Annotated in this window: 26 protein-coding genes; 2 read left to right on the forward strand and 24 right to left on the reverse strand. The window is 35.3% G+C overall.

Annotation, left to right across the window (positions count from 1 at the left end; all coding sequences use genetic code 11):
- Window positions 1-9: 9 nt before the first annotated feature.
- The 11 genes from speB (KQI83_RS01875) to KQI83_RS01925 form a co-directional block, all read right to left on the reverse strand.
- Window positions 10-963 (reverse strand): agmatinase, encoded by a 954-nt coding sequence (speB, locus tag KQI83_RS01875; RefSeq protein WP_216554265.1) that lies wholly within the window; start codon window positions 961-963, stop codon window positions 10-12.
- Window positions 964-976: 13 nt separating this feature from the next.
- Complete coding sequence (locus KQI83_RS01880) at window positions 977-1,810, reverse strand: MerR family transcriptional regulator (protein ID WP_253295453.1); 834 nt, start codon at window positions 1,808-1,810, stop codon at window positions 977-979.
- Window positions 1,807-2,646, reverse strand: coding sequence for a phosphotransferase (locus KQI83_RS01885; RefSeq protein WP_216554267.1), 840 nt, complete (start codon window positions 2,644-2,646; stop codon window positions 1,807-1,809). Before KQI83_RS01885 ends, KQI83_RS01880 begins: the two co-directional genes overlap by 4 nt.
- A 17-nt stretch (window positions 2,647-2,663) precedes the next feature.
- On the reverse strand, window positions 2,664-3,692 hold the full coding sequence (locus KQI83_RS01890; RefSeq protein ID WP_216554269.1) for an ABC transporter substrate-binding protein: 1,029 nt from the start codon (window positions 3,690-3,692) through the stop codon (window positions 2,664-2,666).
- A gap of 156 nt (window positions 3,693-3,848) precedes the next feature.
- Window positions 3,849-4,850 (reverse strand): ABC transporter substrate-binding protein, encoded by a 1,002-nt coding sequence (locus KQI83_RS01895; protein ID WP_216554271.1) that lies wholly within the window; start codon window positions 4,848-4,850, stop codon window positions 3,849-3,851.
- Between the two features lie 45 nt (window positions 4,851-4,895).
- Complete coding sequence (gene speB / locus KQI83_RS01900) at window positions 4,896-5,801, reverse strand: agmatinase (protein ID WP_216554272.1); 906 nt, start codon at window positions 5,799-5,801, stop codon at window positions 4,896-4,898.
- A gap of 185 nt (window positions 5,802-5,986) precedes the next feature.
- Window positions 5,987-6,640 (reverse strand): cyclase family protein, encoded by a 654-nt coding sequence (locus tag KQI83_RS01905; protein ID WP_216554274.1) that lies wholly within the window; start codon window positions 6,638-6,640, stop codon window positions 5,987-5,989.
- 33 nt (window positions 6,641-6,673) lie between these two features.
- Complete coding sequence (locus KQI83_RS01910) at window positions 6,674-7,336, reverse strand: cyclase family protein (protein WP_216554276.1); 663 nt, start codon at window positions 7,334-7,336, stop codon at window positions 6,674-6,676.
- Window positions 7,336-8,379: an ABC transporter substrate-binding protein gene (locus KQI83_RS01915; protein WP_216554279.1), complete on the reverse strand. Its 1,044-nt coding sequence runs from the start codon at window positions 8,377-8,379 to the stop codon at window positions 7,336-7,338. The genes KQI83_RS01910 and KQI83_RS01915 overlap by 1 nt, the downstream gene beginning before the upstream one ends.
- A gap of 164 nt (window positions 8,380-8,543) precedes the next feature.
- A complete protein-coding gene (locus tag KQI83_RS01920; protein WP_216554280.1) occupies window positions 8,544-10,835 on the reverse strand; it encodes a GGDEF domain-containing protein in 2,292 nt (763 codons plus the stop codon).
- Window positions 10,836-10,837: 2 nt separating this feature from the next.
- On the reverse strand, window positions 10,838-12,040 hold the full coding sequence (locus KQI83_RS01925) for a CapA family protein (protein ID WP_216554282.1): 1,203 nt from the start codon (window positions 12,038-12,040) through the stop codon (window positions 10,838-10,840).
- A gap of 95 nt (window positions 12,041-12,135) precedes the next feature.
- On the opposite strand from KQI83_RS01925, the gene KQI83_RS01930 reads away from it, so the two are divergent.
- Window positions 12,136-12,579, forward strand: coding sequence for a hypothetical protein (locus KQI83_RS01930; protein WP_216554284.1), 444 nt, complete (start codon window positions 12,136-12,138; stop codon window positions 12,577-12,579).
- A 160-nt stretch (window positions 12,580-12,739) separates the two neighbouring features.
- Here KQI83_RS01930 and KQI83_RS01935 read toward each other — a convergent pair whose 3' ends face one another.
- The 6 genes from KQI83_RS01935 to KQI83_RS01960 all read right to left on the reverse strand — a co-directional run bounded on the left by KQI83_RS01935 (window position 12,740) and on the right by KQI83_RS01960 (window position 15,139).
- A complete protein-coding gene (locus KQI83_RS01935) occupies window positions 12,740-13,084 on the reverse strand; it encodes a hypothetical protein (protein ID WP_216554286.1) in 345 nt (114 codons plus the stop codon).
- An 81-nt stretch (window positions 13,085-13,165) separates the two neighbouring features.
- Window positions 13,166-13,579, reverse strand: a complete 414-nt coding sequence (locus KQI83_RS01940) for an Imm63 family immunity protein (protein WP_216554288.1) — start codon at window positions 13,577-13,579, stop codon at window positions 13,166-13,168.
- A gap of 121 nt (window positions 13,580-13,700) precedes the next feature.
- Window positions 13,701-14,093, reverse strand: a complete 393-nt coding sequence (locus tag KQI83_RS01945; RefSeq protein ID WP_216554290.1) for a hypothetical protein — start codon at window positions 14,091-14,093, stop codon at window positions 13,701-13,703.
- A gap of 84 nt (window positions 14,094-14,177) precedes the next feature.
- Window positions 14,178-14,522 carry a hypothetical protein gene (locus tag KQI83_RS01950; protein ID WP_216554292.1) on the reverse strand — a complete coding sequence of 115 codons (345 nt, stop codon included), beginning with the start codon at window positions 14,520-14,522 and terminating at the stop codon, window positions 14,178-14,180.
- Between the two features lie 176 nt (window positions 14,523-14,698).
- Window positions 14,699-14,920: a hypothetical protein gene (locus tag KQI83_RS01955; protein ID WP_216554293.1), complete on the reverse strand. Its 222-nt coding sequence runs from the start codon at window positions 14,918-14,920 to the stop codon at window positions 14,699-14,701.
- Window positions 14,921-15,139, reverse strand: coding sequence for a glycohydrolase toxin TNT-related protein (locus KQI83_RS01960; protein WP_216554295.1), 219 nt, complete (start codon window positions 15,137-15,139; stop codon window positions 14,921-14,923).
- A gap of 156 nt (window positions 15,140-15,295) precedes the next feature.
- On the opposite strand from KQI83_RS01960, the gene KQI83_RS16650 reads away from it, so the two are divergent.
- Window positions 15,296-15,520 carry an IS110 family transposase gene (locus KQI83_RS16650; RefSeq protein ID WP_253295454.1) on the forward strand — a complete coding sequence of 75 codons (225 nt, stop codon included), beginning with the start codon at window positions 15,296-15,298 and terminating at the stop codon, window positions 15,518-15,520.
- Between the two features lie 44 nt (window positions 15,521-15,564).
- Here the strand turns inward: KQI83_RS16650 and KQI83_RS01970 are convergent, their stop codons facing one another.
- From KQI83_RS01970 to KQI83_RS02000, 7 genes are all read right to left on the reverse strand, one after another.
- Entirely contained in the window at window positions 15,565-15,930 is a 366-nt protein-coding gene (locus tag KQI83_RS01970; protein WP_253295455.1) for a hypothetical protein, read from the reverse strand.
- A 2-nt stretch (window positions 15,931-15,932) separates the two neighbouring features.
- A complete protein-coding gene (locus KQI83_RS01975; RefSeq protein ID WP_216554297.1) occupies window positions 15,933-16,124 on the reverse strand; it encodes an EndoU domain-containing protein in 192 nt (63 codons plus the stop codon).
- Between the two features lie 114 nt (window positions 16,125-16,238).
- Complete coding sequence (locus KQI83_RS01980) at window positions 16,239-16,499, reverse strand: hypothetical protein (RefSeq protein ID WP_216554299.1); 261 nt, start codon at window positions 16,497-16,499, stop codon at window positions 16,239-16,241.
- A gap of 477 nt (window positions 16,500-16,976) precedes the next feature.
- A complete protein-coding gene (locus KQI83_RS17275; protein WP_442969770.1) occupies window positions 16,977-17,078 on the reverse strand; it encodes a hypothetical protein in 102 nt (33 codons plus the stop codon).
- Between the two features lie 279 nt (window positions 17,079-17,357).
- Entirely contained in the window at window positions 17,358-17,687 is a 330-nt protein-coding gene (locus KQI83_RS01990) for a hypothetical protein (protein ID WP_216554301.1), read from the reverse strand.
- A gap of 70 nt (window positions 17,688-17,757) precedes the next feature.
- Window positions 17,758-18,156, reverse strand: coding sequence for a hypothetical protein (locus KQI83_RS01995; protein WP_216554303.1), 399 nt, complete (start codon window positions 18,154-18,156; stop codon window positions 17,758-17,760).
- A gap of 15 nt (window positions 18,157-18,171) precedes the next feature.
- A partial coding sequence (locus KQI83_RS02000) for a hypothetical protein (RefSeq protein WP_216554305.1) occupies window positions 18,172-18,725 on the reverse strand: 554 nt, incomplete at its 5' end.

Genomic DNA, 18,725 nt, shown 5'->3' on the forward strand with positions numbered 1-18,725 from the left:
CTCTGTGGGTCAAGAATTTTTCCGTTTTCGATATGCTATCTGAGACAAAAATTCCTGCATAATTCCTGCTGCTGCAATAGAGGTTGCCTGAGTTGGATCATAAGGCGGTGATACCTCTACCATATCATATCCTACAATATTTAAATCCTTTAATCCTCGTACCAGTTCGTATGCCTGAGCTGTAGAAAATCCCCCCGGTACCGGTGTTCCTGTCCCAGGTGCATATGCCGGATCCAAAAAGTCAATATCAAATGTCACAAATGCTTTTTTATCACCTACACGGTCACAAATTTTTTTAACCACATCCTGCATAGACATCTGATGCATTATATGCGCATTCAAACACTCATACCCCAATTCTTCTGAATGTGCACTATCCGCCGGACTATACAATCCTTCACGAATACCCACATGGATGGAATGACTAGTATCCACCAAACCCTCGATTGCTGCATGATGAAATGGTGTTCCATGATTATATGGCTTTCCAAAATATTCCGGAATTGTATCATAATGTGCATCAAAGTGAATTAATGCTACCGGTCCATACACTTTTGCACATGCTCTAAGCTCCGGAAGTGTTACGCTGTGATCTCCTCCCATTGCTACCGGTATTACACCATGTTCAAAAATAGGAAGCATTCCCTTTTCTATCAAGTCAAAAGACTCCTCTATATATCCCGGAATATTTTCCAAATCTCCGTAATCACTCCCATTGCACTCATCAAAAATTCCCACTTCCAACACGGGATTATACGGTTTTGCTGCCAGACAGGACATTCCTCGGATTCCTTCCGGGCCAAATCGTGTTCCCACACGGTAAGATGCACCGGAATCAAACGGAATCCCAAGCACAGTAAAATCCAGTTTTTCTAAATCTCTTCCATAAGGCATACGCATAAATGTCTTGATTCCGCAAAATCTTGGTGACTTTAAGGAATCTGCTACTTTTTCTTTACTCATCTTATCCTCTTTTCTACTCCTGTTTACCAACAGGAATCTGAATTTCCATAACAGTTTCTTCTCGATTATTCGTTAACGTTACATCAATTTTATAAATCTGAAATATATTTCCGCATATTTCAAAATTATGCTCCTTTATATATTTTTTTATAATTTCAAAGGATTTATCATATTTCTCTAACGTACCATTTTTATAATACATACAGGCATATGTTCCTGCCGGTATTTCTCTGATATACTTTCCGCTTTTTCCCACATTTTCTACAATAATCATAGGAATTGCAGGTATAAAACTCTCATTCTTTTCTAAAATTTGTTCACTGGCAAACACCCCTACCCTGTCAGTTGCAAGAATTGGAGCAACCTCTTTCAAATACCATTCTAACTTTGTGTAGGCATATGCATGGGCTTCTTTTCCTCCAGACGGCTCTCCAAAAGTAAGCATGTAACGTCTGGGATATTCCTGCAAGAATACCTCTTCCATATTTTTCAGTTCTGCCACTTCATTTAAAAATTTCAACTTTTCTTTCAGCACTTCATTCACACGAATTTTCTGCTGAATCTCCTGTTCAAACCGCATCTGATACTCACTGAGTATTTCCATTGATTTTTGCAAATTACGATTATCAAAGTAATCTGCAATTTGTTCTAATGGCATTCCCAGGGCGCGTAGTTCTCTTATTGTTCCCAGCTTTTCATATTGACGAATAGAGTAATAGCGATAGCCTGTATCCTGATCCACACATTCTGGTTTTAATAAATTAATTCTGTCATAATAGCGCAATGTATCTGATGAAGTATTTCGCAATTTTGCAAGTTCTGACACTGTCAGATATTTTTCTTTCATACTTCCTCCAGTCTGTGCCATGCCGTTTTTGCTGCATCAAACCGTTTTTCGCCATAGGGATAATAAAACTCCTTTTCCTTTCCATATCCAATTTGAAGCAGTGACCACACACTCCAATAAAATGATGTTAAAAACTTATTCTCCAAAAATCTCTTTTCTTCAAATTGTCTTTCTTCAAAATAGTAATCCAAAAATTTCTTTTCTTCCTCTTCATTCAATTCATTTTCCATAGAAAATGTTGCAAGATCATAGTACAAATCATTGTTTCCACTATATTCCCAATCAATCATTCTCATACACTTTTCATCTCCAAGGAAGTTTCCTGCCAATGTATCATTATGACATGGTACCAGCTCTCTTCTTTGTGTTTTCATATTTTCTGCAAGTCTTTGAAACTCTGCATACACAACTTTCCATTCTTCATAATAAGGAATCGCTTGCTTTCTTTCCAATATTGCTATGTTCTGTTGAATACGCCTTACAGGAGAAAAATCATTTGCAAACATTGCATCACTTGTATGACATTTTCTTAATACCTTTACTATTGCCTGCAATAATTTTTCGTTTTCTTTTAACACCTCTGCTGTCATGGTTTTTCCTTCTACAAATTCACTCACCATAAATCCTGTCTCTGGTTCGCAAAAATATATTTTGGGTCCTATTCCTGCATCAGACATTGCCTTTGCATTTTGCATTTCAGCCTTACGATTGATATAATCATCAGTTCCGACTCCTGCCACACGAATTACTAATTTTTCTCCATTGCTTTTTAATACATAGTTGTGGTTTGTCACCCCGCCGGGCAATCTTTCCACTTGAACTGGCACCTTAGTCATACTGCCATCTCCTTTACTTATTCATTTGCAACTTTCTGAGCAAAGGATGCATCTATCATTTTTCCGCAATCTACATCTGCATTAATAACCCCCAGCTCGTTCATGAATTTTTCTACTGTATTCTGTGTATATCCCCAATAACTATAATCCTCTGCCTCTGTAAATGCTTCTACTGTCTGAGCTGCATCCGGAACAATCAATCCCCCCATCTGTGATTCAAATTCGTCTACGGTTACATCCATCTTATCTGCCATAAATTTATTGGATTCTTCCGGGTGTTCTTTCCAATATGCAACTGCCTCATAATAGCTCTTTACCATTGCCTGTACTACTTCGGGTTTTTCTTCTATCATCTTAGAAGATGTTGCAACAATGTCACTTATTAAGTCCGGATTATCTGCAGTAGAATAAAGAACGGTTCCACCTGCATCCTTTGCTTTTGAAAAATATGGATCCCAGATACAGGCTGCGTCGCACTGTCCTGCTACAAATGCATTACCTGCATTTTCTATGGTCATATCTACTAAGTTAATATCATCTACGCTCATCCCGTTTTCTTCTAAAAGTGTTAATAAAAACATATGGTCTACACTATAATACTGGGTTGCTACTGTTTTTCCTTTTAAGTCCTTAACACTTTTAATATCCGGAGTTGCTACTAATCCTTCACATCCATTAGATTTATCTGCCAAAATTATTACTTTTATATCTCCACCTTCTGCATATGGGGAGATAGTTTCTCCGGAAGCATAGGTACAAAAATCAAGATTTCCTGCAATAAATGCACTGGAATTATCTGTGGTAGATGCAAATTCCTGAATATCCACATCCAGTCCGTTTTTCTCAAAAATTCCTTTTTCATCTGCCAAATAAAACAGCATAAAGTCCGGCCAGGTTACCATTCCAATAGATACTTTGGTAAGCCCAGCTTTTGTACTTGTCTCATCCTTACTATCTGCCGATTTAGAGTTGCCCCCATTTCCACAGGCTGCCAAGGATAACACCATAGCTACTGAACATAAGATACTAATCAATTTTTTCTTCATAATAGTTTCCTCCTTTTTCTTGATAGGAGGATTGTAAACCTTGGATTAACTCCAATGTCAAACACTTTTTATATCATAGAAAAGTTATACTTTTCTATGATATAAAATCAGCGGTTCCACCTTTTGGCAAAACCGCTGTTTCTATTTTTATATTACTTATTTTGCAATATCATTGATGAAGCTTGCATCAATCATATCTCCACAATCTACATCATTGCTTTCAAGTACACCTAACTTATGCATGAAATCACGCACGGTATTCTGTGTATATCCCCAGTAGGAATAGTCATCTGCTTTTGTAAATGCTTTTACTACTTCATCCTCTGTCGGAATTAAAAGACCATCCATCTGTGCTGCAAATTCATCTGCGGTTACGCCGAGCTTTTCACCCATAAATTCATTTGCTTCATCCGGATTCTCTTTCCAATAATCTACCGCTTCAAAGAAACTCTTGATTACTCCCTTTACTGCCTCCGGATGATCTTTACAAAGGGATTTTGATGCTCCTAACACATCGGTAATCAAGTCTGGATCATCTGCGGAAGAAAACAGTTCTGTTCCACCTGCTGCCTTTGCCTGTGAAAAATATGGGTCCCAGATACAGGCTGCATCACACTGTCCTGCCACAAATGCACTACCGGATTCCTGAATAGACATATCTACGATATTGATATCATCCTCTGACATTCCGTTTTCATCCAACAAAGTCAACAAGAACATATGGTCTACACTATAAAGCTGTGTCGCTACTGTCTTTCCTTTTAAATCTTTAACACTTTTAATATCTGAAGTTGCTACCAGGCCTTCACATCCGTTAGACTTATCTGTTTCTAAGACAATGGAAAAATCTCCGCCCTGAGAATATGGGGCAATCGTTTCTGATGATGCAAAGGTACAAAAATCAAGCTGTCCACCTATAAATGCATTGGTACTTTCTGTGGTAGAGGTAAAATCCTGAATCTTTACATCTACACCATTTTTTTCAAAAAATCCCTTTTCTTCTGCCAAATAAAAGAACATATTGGTTGGCCATGATGTGGTTCCCAGTGTTACCTTTGTGTTTCCTTCTGAATTCTTACTGCCACCGCTACTTCCACAGGCACATAAGGATACTGCCATAGTCAATGCTAACAACGTGCTTAAAATCTTCTTTTTCATAATAATTCCTCCTACTTATCTATGTTGTAATTTTGGGGGTACTTTTTATCTTTTATTTTCATACATTAAGTACATCAAATCCTGCGCAATGGTTGCTGCTGCAAGTGCAGTAATCTCACCATGGTCATATGCCGGAAGTACTTCTACCAAATCTGCTGCCACTACATTGATTCCTCGTAATGCATGAAGTAATTTTCTTACCTGTGCAGAAGATGGACCGCCGATAACCGGTGTTCCGGTTCCCGGTGCTGCTGATGGATCTAATGCATCAATATCAAAGGTCAGATACACCGGCATATCTCCAATGATTCCTTTAATCTTTGCTGCCAAGTCTTCCATATCCATAAATACTGCATCCTGTGCATAAATAATATTGTAACCGCATTCTGTCATTTCTGTACGAATAAATACCTGTGCGGAATGAGCCGGATCGATACAACCTTCTGCCTGTAAATCATAAGCAAAATTAGCATGTGATACATTTCCGTCTGTCGTTGGGGTACTATCCTGATGGGAATCAAAATGTAACAATGCAAGCTTTCCGTATTTTTCACTTGCTGCTCTTACCATTCCATAAGGTATGGTATGATCTCCACCTAATGTCAACAACTTACATCCTGCATTCAATATCTTTGCTGCATGGTCATGCGTTTCTTCTAACATTACCTTTGTCGTATTCGCACCAACATAATATCCCACATCACCGTAATCAATAATTTTTGCTGTCTGGCTTAATTTATAATCCCATGGGTATGCAAAACAGTTTGTCAACTGACTCATATTTCGAATGGCTCTTGGGCCAAGTCTTGCTCCTGGTCGATTGGTTACACCACTGTCAAATGGTACTCCCATAATTGCAATATCCACTCCGTCTAATTCTCTTGTTACCGGATACAAATTAAAACTTGGTATTCCTGCATAATGTAAATGTTTCTGTACTTCATATTCCATAATCGTTTCCTCCATTCTGCATAAACTCAAAAAGGTGCCAAGAACTCTGTTCTTAGCACCTTTGCTATGTTTTCGTATTTGTTTTTGTTGAGATTATTATGCATCTTTTCCCCCTTTTTTTCAATGTTCCCTCTGCACAAAGAAATTCGTTTCATTGGCACGAATGCACAATTGCTATATATTTCCTACGCAAACTCTACTGCCACTGCACGCACCGGAGAACCATCTACTCCCACTAATTTTAATGGCAGAAAAATCACAAAAGGCTCTGAAAAATCAATTTCATCAAAATGTGCGAGATTTTCTGCTATCAAACCACTGTTATCTGCATACATATCATGAATGGGAAACTGTGTTCCACCTGTTTTATCTGCATTAATTGCATCAATTGCCAATGTTTTTATTCCATGTGCAAGCAAATATTCTCCCACCTCTTTTGATACATATGGATGCAGGAAAAACTTTTCTTCTCCTGCATAACGATACCAATCTGTACGGAATAGTACAATATCTGCCTTTTCTATCTCTTTTTCATAAGGTTGTACTTCCAAAAGAGTAATCTCTTCCTGTTCTTTTTTGTAAGATACATCAATTACCACCGCATTTCCCATACAATATTTTAAATCCATCTGATCTATGGTCAGCCCATCATTCTGAAAATGGTATGGAGCATCTACATGAGAGCCTGACTGTGAGCCAATATGTACATTTGACAGGTTATATCCCTCTTTTTCCAATGTCGTAGCTACTGTAATATCCGGCTTAGGGTCTCCGGGATATACCACTGTTCCATTTTGCAGTGGGTGGGATAAATCTATAATTTTATGTATTTTTTTCATATTCTGCCTCCTTTATGTTGTGTTACTTCCTTACTACTCTTCTATGGCTACTGCACGCACCGGAGAACCATCTGCACCTGTTATCTTTAAAGGAAAAAATACAACATATGGTTCTTCAAATGTTATTTTATTAAGGTTTGTTAAATTTTCTACAATTACAGTTCCATTTCCCAGCAATACCTGATGTGCTGCTGTGGATTCCTGGGTATAAAGTTCACCCTCTAAACAGGTTTGGTCTACATTTAACATATCCACACCAACTGCCTTGATTTCATTAGATACCAACACTTCTGCCACTTCTTTTGACAGGTATGGATGATGATAAAATTCTTCTGTTCCGTATTTTTGTGTCCATCCAGTCTGAAATAATACAACAGAAACCTTTTCTAATTTTGAAATGCAATGTTCTATGTCTGCCGGCATAATTTTATAACAAGGCTCTATATCTTCTAATCTTATCACCAATGCCTTTCCGCAACACTGTTCTAATTCAATTTCTTCTATGGTTTTTCCATCTTTCATAAAATGCGCCGGTGCATCCATATGCGTTCCGGTGTGGGATCCGATTTTAAGATTACTTACTCTACAACCATCTTTTTCTAAAGTAAGTGCCGGAGAAATCTCCGGCACCGGATCACCTGGATAATACATCATTCCATTCTGTATATTCACAGATAAATCTATTATTCTTTTCACTATTTCATTTCCTCATATACTTCTTCAAACAATGAACTGTCAAATAAGCTATCATAATTATCCGGCTGTTTGTCAATCAAACCGTTATCATATAAGAACCCGCCTAACATTTTGGCACAGCTTTTCAGATTTACATAACTGTCACCATCCTGAAATGCTGCTACATTTTCTTCCATAGTTCTTACATCACAGCCATCCATCAAGGTCTTAAATTCTTCCGGTGTTACCTCCGCATGTTTGGATACCGCATCAGCAAACTCATCAAAATTATTTTCATAAGCATCTCTTGCATTGTACCACGCTTTCATTACCAGCTTCATTTCATCACGCTTTGTCTTTAAGGAATCTCCGTTCACTGCAAGTACCGCCGGTATCAATCCTTCATATTCTTTGTCGGCAGAAGTAGCTAAAATATTTCCACCTGTTTCGTTTTGTGCCATAGAAAGGGATGGTTCCCAAATTGCCGCAGCATCTACTGAACCACTAATAAAAGCATTGGAAGCATCTCCAGTAGACATGTTTACCAGATTTACATCATCTTCGGAAAGTCCTGCATTTTCTAAACATTTTAGTAAGAATAAGTGATCACTTCCCCCTAGCTCAATCGCAACATTTTTTCCTTTTAAATCTTTTACTGACTTGATATCGCTACTTGCAATCAATCCATCTGCACCTGCGGAAAAATCCTGTACCATAACTACTTTAATATCCGCTCCGCTTACATATGCCGGAATAATATCTGCAAGAGCCGGAACAAACATATCAATATTTCCTGAACTTAATGCATTCAATCCATCTGTGTAATTAGAAAAAAGTTGAACTTCTACATCCACACCTGCATCTTTAAAATATCCCAGTTCATCTACCGCAAGCCACCAATAACTTCCCGGCCAATCGTTAATTCCAAGTACAATCTTTTCTTTACTTCCACTGTCTTTTGATTCTCCCTTTGCACTTTTACTATCTGCATTCTGTCCGCATGCACATAACATAAATGCCATAATTATTCCCATGATTCCTGCTATCCATCTTCTCTTTCGCATAACAAATCTCCTTCCACAAAAGAACGGTGCAACTTCTAAATCGAAGTTACACCGTCGTAACATGTTCACTATTTATTTGATGAGGCTATCTTACCTCACACTTATATTTTTGTCATTGTAAGCGATGCACAATCCTCTTTGTGCATTATGTTCTACGAAACTTTTTATTTTGCCACATCTTTCTTACGATACTTTTTCACCTCATATAATCGCTCATCTGCCTGCAAAAGTGCATCTTTTAAGGTAAAGTCCTGCTTTTTAGACACTACGCATGCCCCGGCAGAAATGGTAATATTGTATGGTTTATTACTCTGTAAATTAAATTCTTCAAATTTTTGATACAACACTTGCAGCAGTTTTTCCCCTTCGTCATCTCCCTCGTATTCCACTGCACAGGCATATTCATCTCCACCGATTCGCCCTGCAATTCCTTTTTTATCCACAATCTCCTTTAGAAAACGCCCAATAAGTTTTAGTGCATAATCTCCCTCTTCATGCCCATACCTGTCATTAATGATTTTCAAATTGTTCATATCTGCATAAACAATCAATATTTTATGATCCTGTTGTATACTTTCTTTCATTCGATTCTGTGCTTCACTGTAAAATCCTCGTCGATTCAATATTCCTGTTAACACATCTGACTTTGAAATGGTATCCAATTCAATGTTATTTACTTTTAATGCTGCTACATTTTCCTCTAACTGCTGTTGAATTATTTCGTTTGCCTGTAATAATGTAATCATTTTTATCGCAGAACTAACCTGATTTATCAAAAATTCTCCATTGGTATACATTTCTTCTGTCATATCACACAGCAATACTCCGTACACCATTTCTTTAAAAAACAGTGGCAACAATACCCAATCATGCCGTTCTTCATTATCTAATTGATGATTTTCAAAAATCTCTGCCTGTCTTTTTTCCTGTTTAATTGCCGGAACAATGGTTACTTTTTCTTTTCGTAACACAGCCTTTAAATATAGTTTTTCCGGTGCTTTATATTCTTCTTTAAATAGATGTAATACCGGATCTGCCAACATATAAATCGCTGCATTTTTTACCTGAAGCCAATCTAAATTCTCCAAAAGGGTACTAAAACTTTGATCTCTTCCTCTTTCAAATTGAAGCATATCCTGTACGAACAATTTCATGGAGTACCCTTCTTGATCCTTGGATTCTTTCATATTTCCTAATTGGCGATTCATGGCGCGAATAATTTTTTTATAGATAATGGAAAATAAATTTCTTAATTGAAATTTTTCTCCGTCACTTTGTCCCTTTTCTCCTAATTCTTTATATATTTCCTCAAAATTATTCAAAAGATTATCCATATCTGCATATTCTACGCCACCCGCATTAATAAATTCATCTAAACACTGCACAATCTCCATATAAGCCTCTAAATTATCTTCCCCGTCTCCTTTTACGCTAAGTGACTCCATGAGTTTCCAATAACTTGCTCGTAATTTTTCCATTTGCTCCCGCATTTCCTCATGGCAATAGCGATAAAAAATATCTTCGAAGCTCACATTGAAATCTTTTGCCCGGTTACTTCTTCGTTCTTCTTCTCTTGTCTGGCAAATAGAACCTCTTTTTATAAAACGTGTTGGAATCACACAGGCTTCTACCTTCTCCCCTTGAAGTATCTGAATTGCCATTCGCATAGCTTCTTCTCCAAGTTTTCTGGAATCTGCCCGCACAGAAGATAATGCCGGTTCCATTTTAGCTGCCATAATGGTATCGTCATAACCCAAAATGCAAACATCTCTACCCGGATGTATTCCTCTCCGTTGCATTTCCTCGTATAAGCCCAATGCTGTTTCATCGTTTACACAAAAAATAGCTTCAATATCCGGATTATCATCCAATAACTTCCGATATGCTTCTACACATCTTCTGGAGGAATTTCCTTCTACATACATCTTGTCCGTTACTTCTATTCCATGTTTTTCCAAAGTTTCCACAAATGCCCGTCTTCTCTCACAAGAATCGGTATTCTCACTATTTCCCCCTATCATTCCGAATTTTTGACATCCTACCTTTTCAATCAAATGCTCTAATCCTTCTTTAATTCCCTGATAGTTATCGAACCCTACACTTACATATCCTTTTATTTTTTCTGCTACCAATATACATGGAATTCCCTGATATTGTTTTAAAAAATGTTTCATTACTTTTTTAGACGTAAAACACCCTATGCTACCCGCCATTATAATCAATGCATCTACATTTTCCTTTGTAGCGTAGGAAAATATGGTATTATGCTGATATTCATACATTAATTCCCGATTATCCGACAAATCACGTTCTAAATATTTTCCCGGAAATATCACTACATTCACATCTGCCTGTTTTGCTTTTTGCAATACCCCATTGCACACACATTTTGTAACTTCATCCATGATTCCACTTACCAAAACCCCTATCGTAAAACGCTTCTCCTTTGATGACATGCCTATTCTCCAATCCTTTCTACCACTCCATCTTTACTAATAGATACGCCATATGAAATTCCCTCCATAAACTGATATAATTGTGCCCCATCTTCCCCTTGCATTTTCTGTGTTTTGGCTCCGGAAGCGTACGCTGGTATTAGTTGAAGTGTTGTTTCATTTTCCGGCGTTATTGTTGTCTTTAGTAATACTGTACTATTTATCTCCTGATTAAAAATATAATTTCCAAGACTATATACTATCGGTTTTCCATTGTAATATTCTATCCCTTGTAATACATGCGGATGCGCCCCAATTACCATATCGGCACCTGCATCTATATATGCCTTTCCTAACTGTCTTTGATAATCCTGCGGCGTATTTTCTCTTTCAATTCCCCAATGCACATAAACCACAACATAATCGCAAGTCTCTTTTGCCTTTTGAATTGCGTTGCAAAGTTCTGCACTATCATAAGTACATAACATTCCCGGCTGTCTATTATCAATATTCCAGCTTACTTCCGGAATCACTCTGGATGCTGCCAAAAATCCAAATGTCTTTCCGCCTGCTTTTATCACATACGGCTGACTTGCCCGTTCTAAGTTATCGCCTGCTCCAACATATGCAATTCCAGCATTGTCCAGTGTTTGAAATGTATCGGACAAAGCATCCGTTCCATAATCCAATGCATGATTATTTGCAACTGTTACTACATCAATTCCCATTTCCTGCAAAATTTTTACATAACCTGGATCTACTCGAAAGGTAAACTGTTTATCCTGTGCCTGTGTTCCTCTATTAGAAAACGGAAATTCTTCATTTACCATAGTAATATCCGCATTCTGCATCTCACTTTGTAATTCTTCTGAAAGAATACCGTTTATTCCGCTTTTCTCATAATTATTTAGCACATAGGAACTTAGTAAAATGTCTCCTGAAAATACAACGGTTACATCCTGCTGTGTCTCTGGTTCCTGCACCTGTTCTTCTTGCCCAGCAGGTACTTCCCCGTTTCCTGTTTCTTGTGTTTCTTTCTGCTTTTCTTCTTGTTGGATATCCTGTTTTGCAGAAGCTTCCTGCTTTTTATCTACTTGCCCCGTTTCCTTCTTTTCCGTAGACGTGGCTTTATTACTACTTCCTAACTGTACCCACACAACCAATACAATGGCAATAACTGCCAAAATACCAATTGACACCAACATAGCTTTTGTATTCTTTTTCATCTCTTCTCCTCCAGTTACTTTCATTATTATACCATTGATTTTTGTTCTAATCAATGATACAATATTAAACAGGCTTTAATAAAGGAGGGTTTCATTTGGCTACATGGCAAATCGTATTGCTGGTAATTGCTATTGTTATGATTTTAGCAATTGTTGGCTTGTATTTTTTAGGTAAAAAAGCAGAAAAAAAGAAATCAGAACAGGATGCACAAATTGCTGCATCAGCACAGACCGTTTCTATGCTGATTATTGACAAGAAAAAAATGCGTTTAAAAGATGCAGGACTCCCGGCAGCAGTGTTAGAGCAGACACCAAAAATGTTAAGACGTTCCAAAATGCCAATCGTAAAGGCAAAGGTTGGTCCTAAAGTAATGACTTTAATCTGTGATGCTCAGATTTATGACAGCATCCCTATTAAAAAAGAAGTAAAAGCCGTTGTGAGCGGTCTTTACATTACTGGAGTAAAGGGACTTCGTGGTTCTAACGAACCAACCCCAAAGAAAAAGAAGTTTTGGGATCGTTTTAAAAAGGAAAAATAATAATTTTTCGCATTTGCGAATAGTAACATGCCCTACGAAGCATAACTTCGTGGGGCATGTTTTTTCTACCTCATTTTTTGTACTAACATCATGGGTTTTTAATTGCTTCATAGCAACTTCAATAGAACAGATTTCCTGCTTTATTTTCTTTCTTCCTCCCCTACATCCAGCCATGTGCTTTTAAATATTTATCCGGTATTCTTAATTCCAATTCTTCTTTTAATTCTTCAAAGAAAACATCAAAATTTGCCTCATCCCACCATTTCTGTGAATTATCTAATGCAACTGTTCTATTTCCATATGTTATACAACACCCGAATCTACCTTTATCATAATTGCATCTTATAGGAAAATAATCATATGCTACAAATTCCACACTAAACGCTCTATTATTGACATCATCATAAACATCTAAAACACAAAATTCTTTAACTCTATCTTCTAATTTTTCTCTTGCCATCTTATTAAATTGAATTGCCATTTTTTGTGTATCATTTAATTGCATACCAATATCCTCCATCTTCAATTAACTCTGTGTTGTTACTCTATCAATAACTACATTTTTACTCTGAATACAAGCATATCTTTAAATGTCATTATAGGGATTTCTTTTTAAAATTTCTTCAAGTTCCTTCTTTTTCTTCTTTTCAAATGTTTCTCCAAATAACGAATAAATCTCAAGTTCCTTCTTAAATAAAGCTCGCCTAAAATCTTTTCCTTTTTCTCGATTATTCATTGCATATTCCATGGCAATATCAAAAGAAAATATCTCTCCCACATTCCAAAGTACTTCTTCTTTTTCTAACGTAGTCTTGTCCTCTCTAACTTTTCCTTTCTCTGTAAAAAGAATATGATATTTTCCATTCTTGCAAAAAATATACGTTCCTTCAATACTATTGTCACTTCCTTCTTTAAAATTAATTTTTTCCCAGTTAACATTTTTTAATTTATTTAATATTTCCCTTTTTATATATTGTTCTAATTCAATTGTTGATAACATTTCTAATATTCACCTCATTAATTACATTATTGCTTTAAATGGTGGATGTCCTGTTTCCACATTTTCATTTCTTATAATTATTGAAATACTGTGTTTTATTATCACCTACTACTTCCATAATTCAGCTCTGTTTTGTAGTATTACTGTGTCTTTTCACTATAAAATCATCAACCATTTTTTCACTTTCTTCACAAAATTCATAATTAGAAACATCTTGATACTTATTATTTATATAATTCAACAGAATAACTGCATTGGCTAATCGTTCATGTGGATTTGTCTTTATATTTTCTCTAACAAACGCAATCCATCCTATATTGAATTCCTTATTATTTTCTCTAAACCATATACTGACACTACTAATATCACTGTATGGTTCAAATGCTATTTTAAATAATATACCATCTTTCGTATAACTAATATCATATTCATTACAAGCTACTACATAGCCCTTTTCTATCAAAAAACTACCACTTTCCAAAATCTTTTGTATTTCATTTTCGGATATTTTCATTTTATTCCTCTCATTGTCTCAATAAGTCCGCCCTTCGATACTGGCAATGTTCCATCTTCTAATCTTTTTATTTTTCTTCCTACCCTACATCCAGCCATGTGCTTTTAAATATTTATCTGGTATTCTTAATTCCAATTCTTCTTTTAATTCTTCAAAGAAAACATCAAAATTTGCCTCATCCCACCATTTCTGTGAATTATCTAATGCAACTGTTCTATTTCCAAAACATATACTGTATCCCATTCTTCCCATTTCATAATTGAATACTGTTGGAAAATAGTCATATGCACTGAACTCAATTGAAAATGATTTGTGATTCACATCATCCAATAAATCTTTAACAACAAAATCTTTCATTCTATCCTTAAAAAAATCACACATTTCATCTATTATAAAATCTGACATTTCATCGACATTTTTATTTTGCATACCAATAATTTCCTTTCTATTTTAATCTAGTATATTTATACTTATCCCTTAAAAAGTTTCATTATTATTGCACCCTTTCTATATCAACAAATCCATCTAACTATGTATTGACATTTCCCTTATCCTTTCATATTCTTCCAGTGGTATCTTCCCATCAACTTTTTCATCTATTACTTTTAATCCATCAATTCAGCATACAAGAATTGACACGCATCATTTTCCGTGTCAAAAATTTCATTTGTCGTTTTAACACCTCTTTCCAAATAGTAAACCGACCACTTATCACCAATTTTTTCCAAACATAAACACTCATCCTTTTTTCCCTGTCCTGTCAAATTATAAATATAATCTGGAACTCCAGCTTTTTTCAATTCTTTTTCTAAAATCTCTCTAGTCATTTAATTAATCTCCCTCATATAACCTAATTCTTTTAATTTTTTTATATTATATGGCAATTCATACTGAAATCCTCCACCTGTCCAATCTCCCCATGCTGCTATTTCGACTTGTACAATATTAGGTATTTCTTTAATAGCTACAAATTTTTGATAGGAACAGATTTCTCCGAAATACGAAAAACAGTTTTCTTCTCTATGGCTTAGCACATCCATGGGCATTCTGGAAAATCACCTCACCCCTGAGAACATTCAGAACGCCCCAATAGATGAGCTCTTTGAAATCATAAAAGATAAGAGCCACAACAAGCTTACCATGAAATTCTCAGTTACTATGAGACGTTTGATTGTTACCTCCATACAATTCCGGGAATCGGCATGATTGCTGCTGCAACCATTTTAGCTAAAATTGGAGATATAGATAGGTTTAAAAATTCATCTGCCTTAGTTGCCTTTGCCGGTATTGATCCAACCGTAAGACAATCCGGCGAATTTAACAGCATACATAACCACATGTCAAAACGAGATTCCCCTTACTTAAGACATGTAATCTACGCCGTATTACGAGATGGTAAGCCTTATGAATCCCAAAAATTTTGTTAGTGACTGGTAGTAAGACTGGAATCTAAACCTGCCGATGTGGCGGCTTAGTTGTGATACTCATTTTTAAATTCTCGAACTTTATCACACCACTCATCAATTAATTGACGAAGTTCTTTTGTATCAACTTCACAACAAGTAGCATAATATTCATCATCATCCTCTATTAACATATCATATATCTTTGTTGTTTTTAAATTTATCTCTGCACAACAAACATTTCCAGTTATTTTTTTTGAAATAATTTCTCCTGACAATACTTTGTCAATATCTGATTTAATCCATTCCTCAAATGGTCTTACATCAGAGGACAAAAATGCATTAAGTGTTTCTGCATTTTCACAATCACAAATTATGCTAATATCTTTTTTATCCTTTGTAACTTCATATACTATATATTTTCTTTCAATCATTATTACTCCTTTGGAAACGCTGAAATTATTTTTCCATTATTGTTAATATACATCTGGATTTCTAAACCACTATTTGATACCCCAATGTATGAATTTCTTGATCCCACTACAAATACCTTATTACTATATGCTTCATTAATTGCATCAACCACTTGTTGTGAACTCATATCCTTTAAATAAAATGTCGCCCCCATTTGCAGTCTTTGGTATCATAATCTTTCATGTAATTTACAGACAAATCGTCAAAATTTTCAACACAGTTTGAGGACATCTGAATCTCCCCCCAAAATTAGGCTCTTACGATATAATTAACATTTATATACAAAAATCCACTCAATAGGTGCTGTCAATTCATCCCAGTCATCTACATCTTCCACTTCAAAGCATATTCCTTCTATACCAGGTATTACATATACGTCTCCATCATTTTCATATTCACCAAACTTTTTCGCAACCTCTTGCATAGTTGTTCCGATACCAACAGACTTATAATCACCATAAAATCCTTTTGTAACCCCTATTTGTTCTAATTCTCCATTAACTCCAAACCATAATTTGAAATTTTCCAAGGTATATATACAAAAACCGTCTCCTCTTTCCCATACTTTATAATTATCATCTAAATTAGTAATTACCTCTTCTTTTTTGAACCAATCAAATAATTACTAATCTTTATTCCCGGTTGAATTTCGCCACTAAAAAGTTTCATTATTATTGCACCCTTTCTATATCAGCAAATCCCTCTAACTATGTATTGACATTTTCCTTATCCTTTCATATTCTTCCAGTGGTATCTTCCCATCAACTTTTTCATCTATTACTTTTAATCCATCAATTCAGCATACAAGAATTGACACGCATCATTTTCCGTGTCAAAAATTTCATTTGTCGTTTTAACACCTCTTTCCAAATAGTAAACCGACCACTTATCACCAATTTTTTTCCAAACATAAACACTCATCCTTTTTTCCCTGTCCTGTCAAATTATAAATATAATCTGGAACTCCAGCTTTTTTCAATTCTTTTTCTAAAGTCTCTCTAGTCATTTAATTAATCTCCCTTATATAACCTAATTCTTTTAATTTTTTTATATTATATGGCAATTCATACTGAAATCCTCCACCTGTCGAATCTCCCCATGCTGCTATTTCGGCTTATACAATATTAGGTATTTCTTTAATAGATACAAATTTTTGATAAATTGATGATTCTGTGTTAGGTGGCAATGATAAGATGTCACTTACTATGACTACTTTCTTCTTAGGCTGATATTTCTTCACTACTAATGAGTAGTTTATCTTACTTCCATAATCCTCCACATGGTATAAATCACAGTTTTACTTCATGACCGCAGCACCTATATCTCATTCAATTTTTGAATAATATAAGTACCACGGAAAATACTAACAATTCTAAATAAAATTATACTACTTAGTTATATTTTTTTTAATAACTTGCTGTGTTGTAATATCAATAACAAATTCAACTCCATTATATGATACTACACTAAATGATATTTCTGATTCTTTTCTAAGTGAGATATATGCTTCTGGATATGCTAATTTTACTATCTGCGATATATTCCAAACCTTATTTCCATTATAGTCAATAGCTTCAACATTATTGTCTGGAATATCGTCATTCATTAATAACACTATACAATAGTTCGAAAATGATACTACTGTATCAACATTGTTCTCAAACATAATTTGCTTTCCATTAAAACTTATCATATTACCTTTTTTTATTATTTCCATATTTTCATTCTCCATTTTCCCCATTCTTCCACAGGATTAGCAATACCTGTTTGCAAATTAAAATCAGGATTTACATTATTGCTTTAAATGGGGGATGTCCTGTTTCCACATTTCTCAATTGGGATGGTTTTCTAAATCTTAAACTTGTTTCAAAATTAAAAATTATCCCTTGTTGACTCATTTTATTCAAAGAAATATTAATCCATATTGGTACAAATGGCGACTGACATGCCACTAAATTTACAGTCTCCTGCATTGTTAACAATCTATTCCCCACATTTTTTTCACTCAGTGCGACTAATCTCATTTGATTATCAAGACCATTAAATGACTTATCTTTTTCATAAACAGGTATAATTTTAAATCTAAAACTTTTTTCATCTAACTTTTTGTTTCCCATAATTTCAGTTATTGTTAACAAAAGATTATTATAAAAAATAGATTTATTCATTTCTTTCAACTTTATCATATATTTCCTCCATACTTAGGGCATATTTTTAATTGGACCATTATAAAATACATTTGAATCAATTACATAATTTGACATAGATGTTTCAAACTCTCCAATTTTAATCCATGCATTATCAACACCTAATCCCGCATTTTTCAAAACAGTTGGATAATTCATTGCTTGTGCTATTGTAGGTTGAAAATGCCCAGACTCATTTGTTATAAGTCTAATATATCCTTGTGAATTAACTTTCATTGTCCCAGCAGCTTGTACCGAACCGCCACTCGCCAAATATGAATGTCCTCTACCAATATGTAAATTGCCATCCATATCTATAATAAAATCAACATTTTGAACACCATTCTCTATATGTATCCTACCATTTTCTATTGTATAATTAAATTCCCTTCCTCCTTGATTATCACTTGGAAATTTATTACTTATTTCCTGCACAGCCCCATTATCACTCTCCACCTTCCCAACATTTCCATAATAGTCCGCTGCCACTGCGGCATTTACTCCAACTACCACTCCCCGGAATGCTTTCTCTACCATATCCCACGTCTCATCGTCTATATAAGACTTGG

This window comes from Roseburia sp. MSJ-14 (assembly GCF_018918225.1).
GTDB lineage: Bacteria > Bacillota > Clostridia > Lachnospirales > Lachnospiraceae > Petralouisia.

Coding starts and splice junctions, on each gene's coding strand:
- KQI83_RS01915 (WP_216554279.1), bottom strand. CDS start 8,379: ATGCGAAAGAGAAGATGGATAGCAGGAATCATGGGAATAATTATGGCA.
- speB (WP_216554265.1), bottom strand. CDS start 963: ATGAGTAAAGAAAAAGTAGCAGATTCCTTAAAGTCACCAAGATTTTGC.
- KQI83_RS01950 (WP_216554292.1), bottom strand. CDS start 14,522: ATGCAAAATAAAAATGTCGATGAAATGTCAGATTTTATAATAGATGAA.
- KQI83_RS01970 (WP_253295455.1), bottom strand. CDS start 15,930: ATGATTGAAAGAAAATATATAGTATATGAAGTTACAAAGGATAAAAAA.
- KQI83_RS01920 (WP_216554280.1), bottom strand. CDS start 10,835: ATGTCATCAAAGGAGAAGCGTTTTACGATAGGGGTTTTGGTAAGTGGA.
- KQI83_RS01995 (WP_216554303.1), bottom strand. CDS start 18,156: ATGATAAAGTTGAAAGAAATGAATAAATCTATTTTTTATAATAATCTT.
- KQI83_RS01885 (WP_216554267.1), bottom strand. CDS start 2,646: ATGACTAAGGTGCCAGTTCAAGTGGAAAGATTGCCCGGCGGGGTGACA.
- KQI83_RS01940 (WP_216554288.1), bottom strand. CDS start 13,579: ATGTTATCAACAATTGAATTAGAACAATATATAAAAAGGGAAATATTA.
- KQI83_RS01880 (WP_253295453.1), bottom strand. CDS start 1,810: ATGAAAGAAAAATATCTGACAGTGTCAGAACTTGCAAAATTGCGAAAT.
- KQI83_RS01935 (WP_216554286.1), bottom strand. CDS start 13,084: ATGCAATTAAATGATACACAAAAAATGGCAATTCAATTTAATAAGATG.
- KQI83_RS01990 (WP_216554301.1), bottom strand. CDS start 17,687: ATGGAAATAATAAAAAAAGGTAATATGATAAGTTTTAATGGAAAGCAA.
- KQI83_RS01975 (WP_216554297.1), bottom strand. CDS start 16,124: ATGGGGGCGACATTTTATTTAAAGGATATGAGTTCACAACAAGTGGTT.
- KQI83_RS01945 (WP_216554290.1), bottom strand. CDS start 14,093: ATGAAAATATCCGAAAATGAAATACAAAAGATTTTGGAAAGTGGTAGT.
- KQI83_RS16650 (WP_253295454.1), top strand. CDS start 15,296: ATGATTGCTGCTGCAACCATTTTAGCTAAAATTGGAGATATAGATAGG.
- KQI83_RS01895 (WP_216554271.1), bottom strand. CDS start 4,850: ATGAAAAAGAAGATTTTAAGCACGTTGTTAGCATTGACTATGGCAGTA.
- KQI83_RS01905 (WP_216554274.1), bottom strand. CDS start 6,640: ATGAAAAAAATACATAAAATTATAGATTTATCCCACCCACTGCAAAAT.
- KQI83_RS01925 (WP_216554282.1), bottom strand. CDS start 12,040: ATGAAAAAGAATACAAAAGCTATGTTGGTGTCAATTGGTATTTTGGCA.
- KQI83_RS01955 (WP_216554293.1), bottom strand. CDS start 14,920: ATGACTAGAGAGATTTTAGAAAAAGAATTGAAAAAAGCTGGAGTTCCA.
- KQI83_RS01960 (WP_216554295.1), bottom strand. CDS start 15,139: ATGCCCATGGATGTGCTAAGCCATAGAGAAGAAAACTGTTTTTCGTAT.
- speB (WP_216554272.1), bottom strand. CDS start 5,801: ATGGAATATGAAGTACAGAAACATTTACATTATGCAGGAATACCAAGT.
- KQI83_RS01890 (WP_216554269.1), bottom strand. CDS start 3,692: ATGAAGAAAAAATTGATTAGTATCTTATGTTCAGTAGCTATGGTGTTA.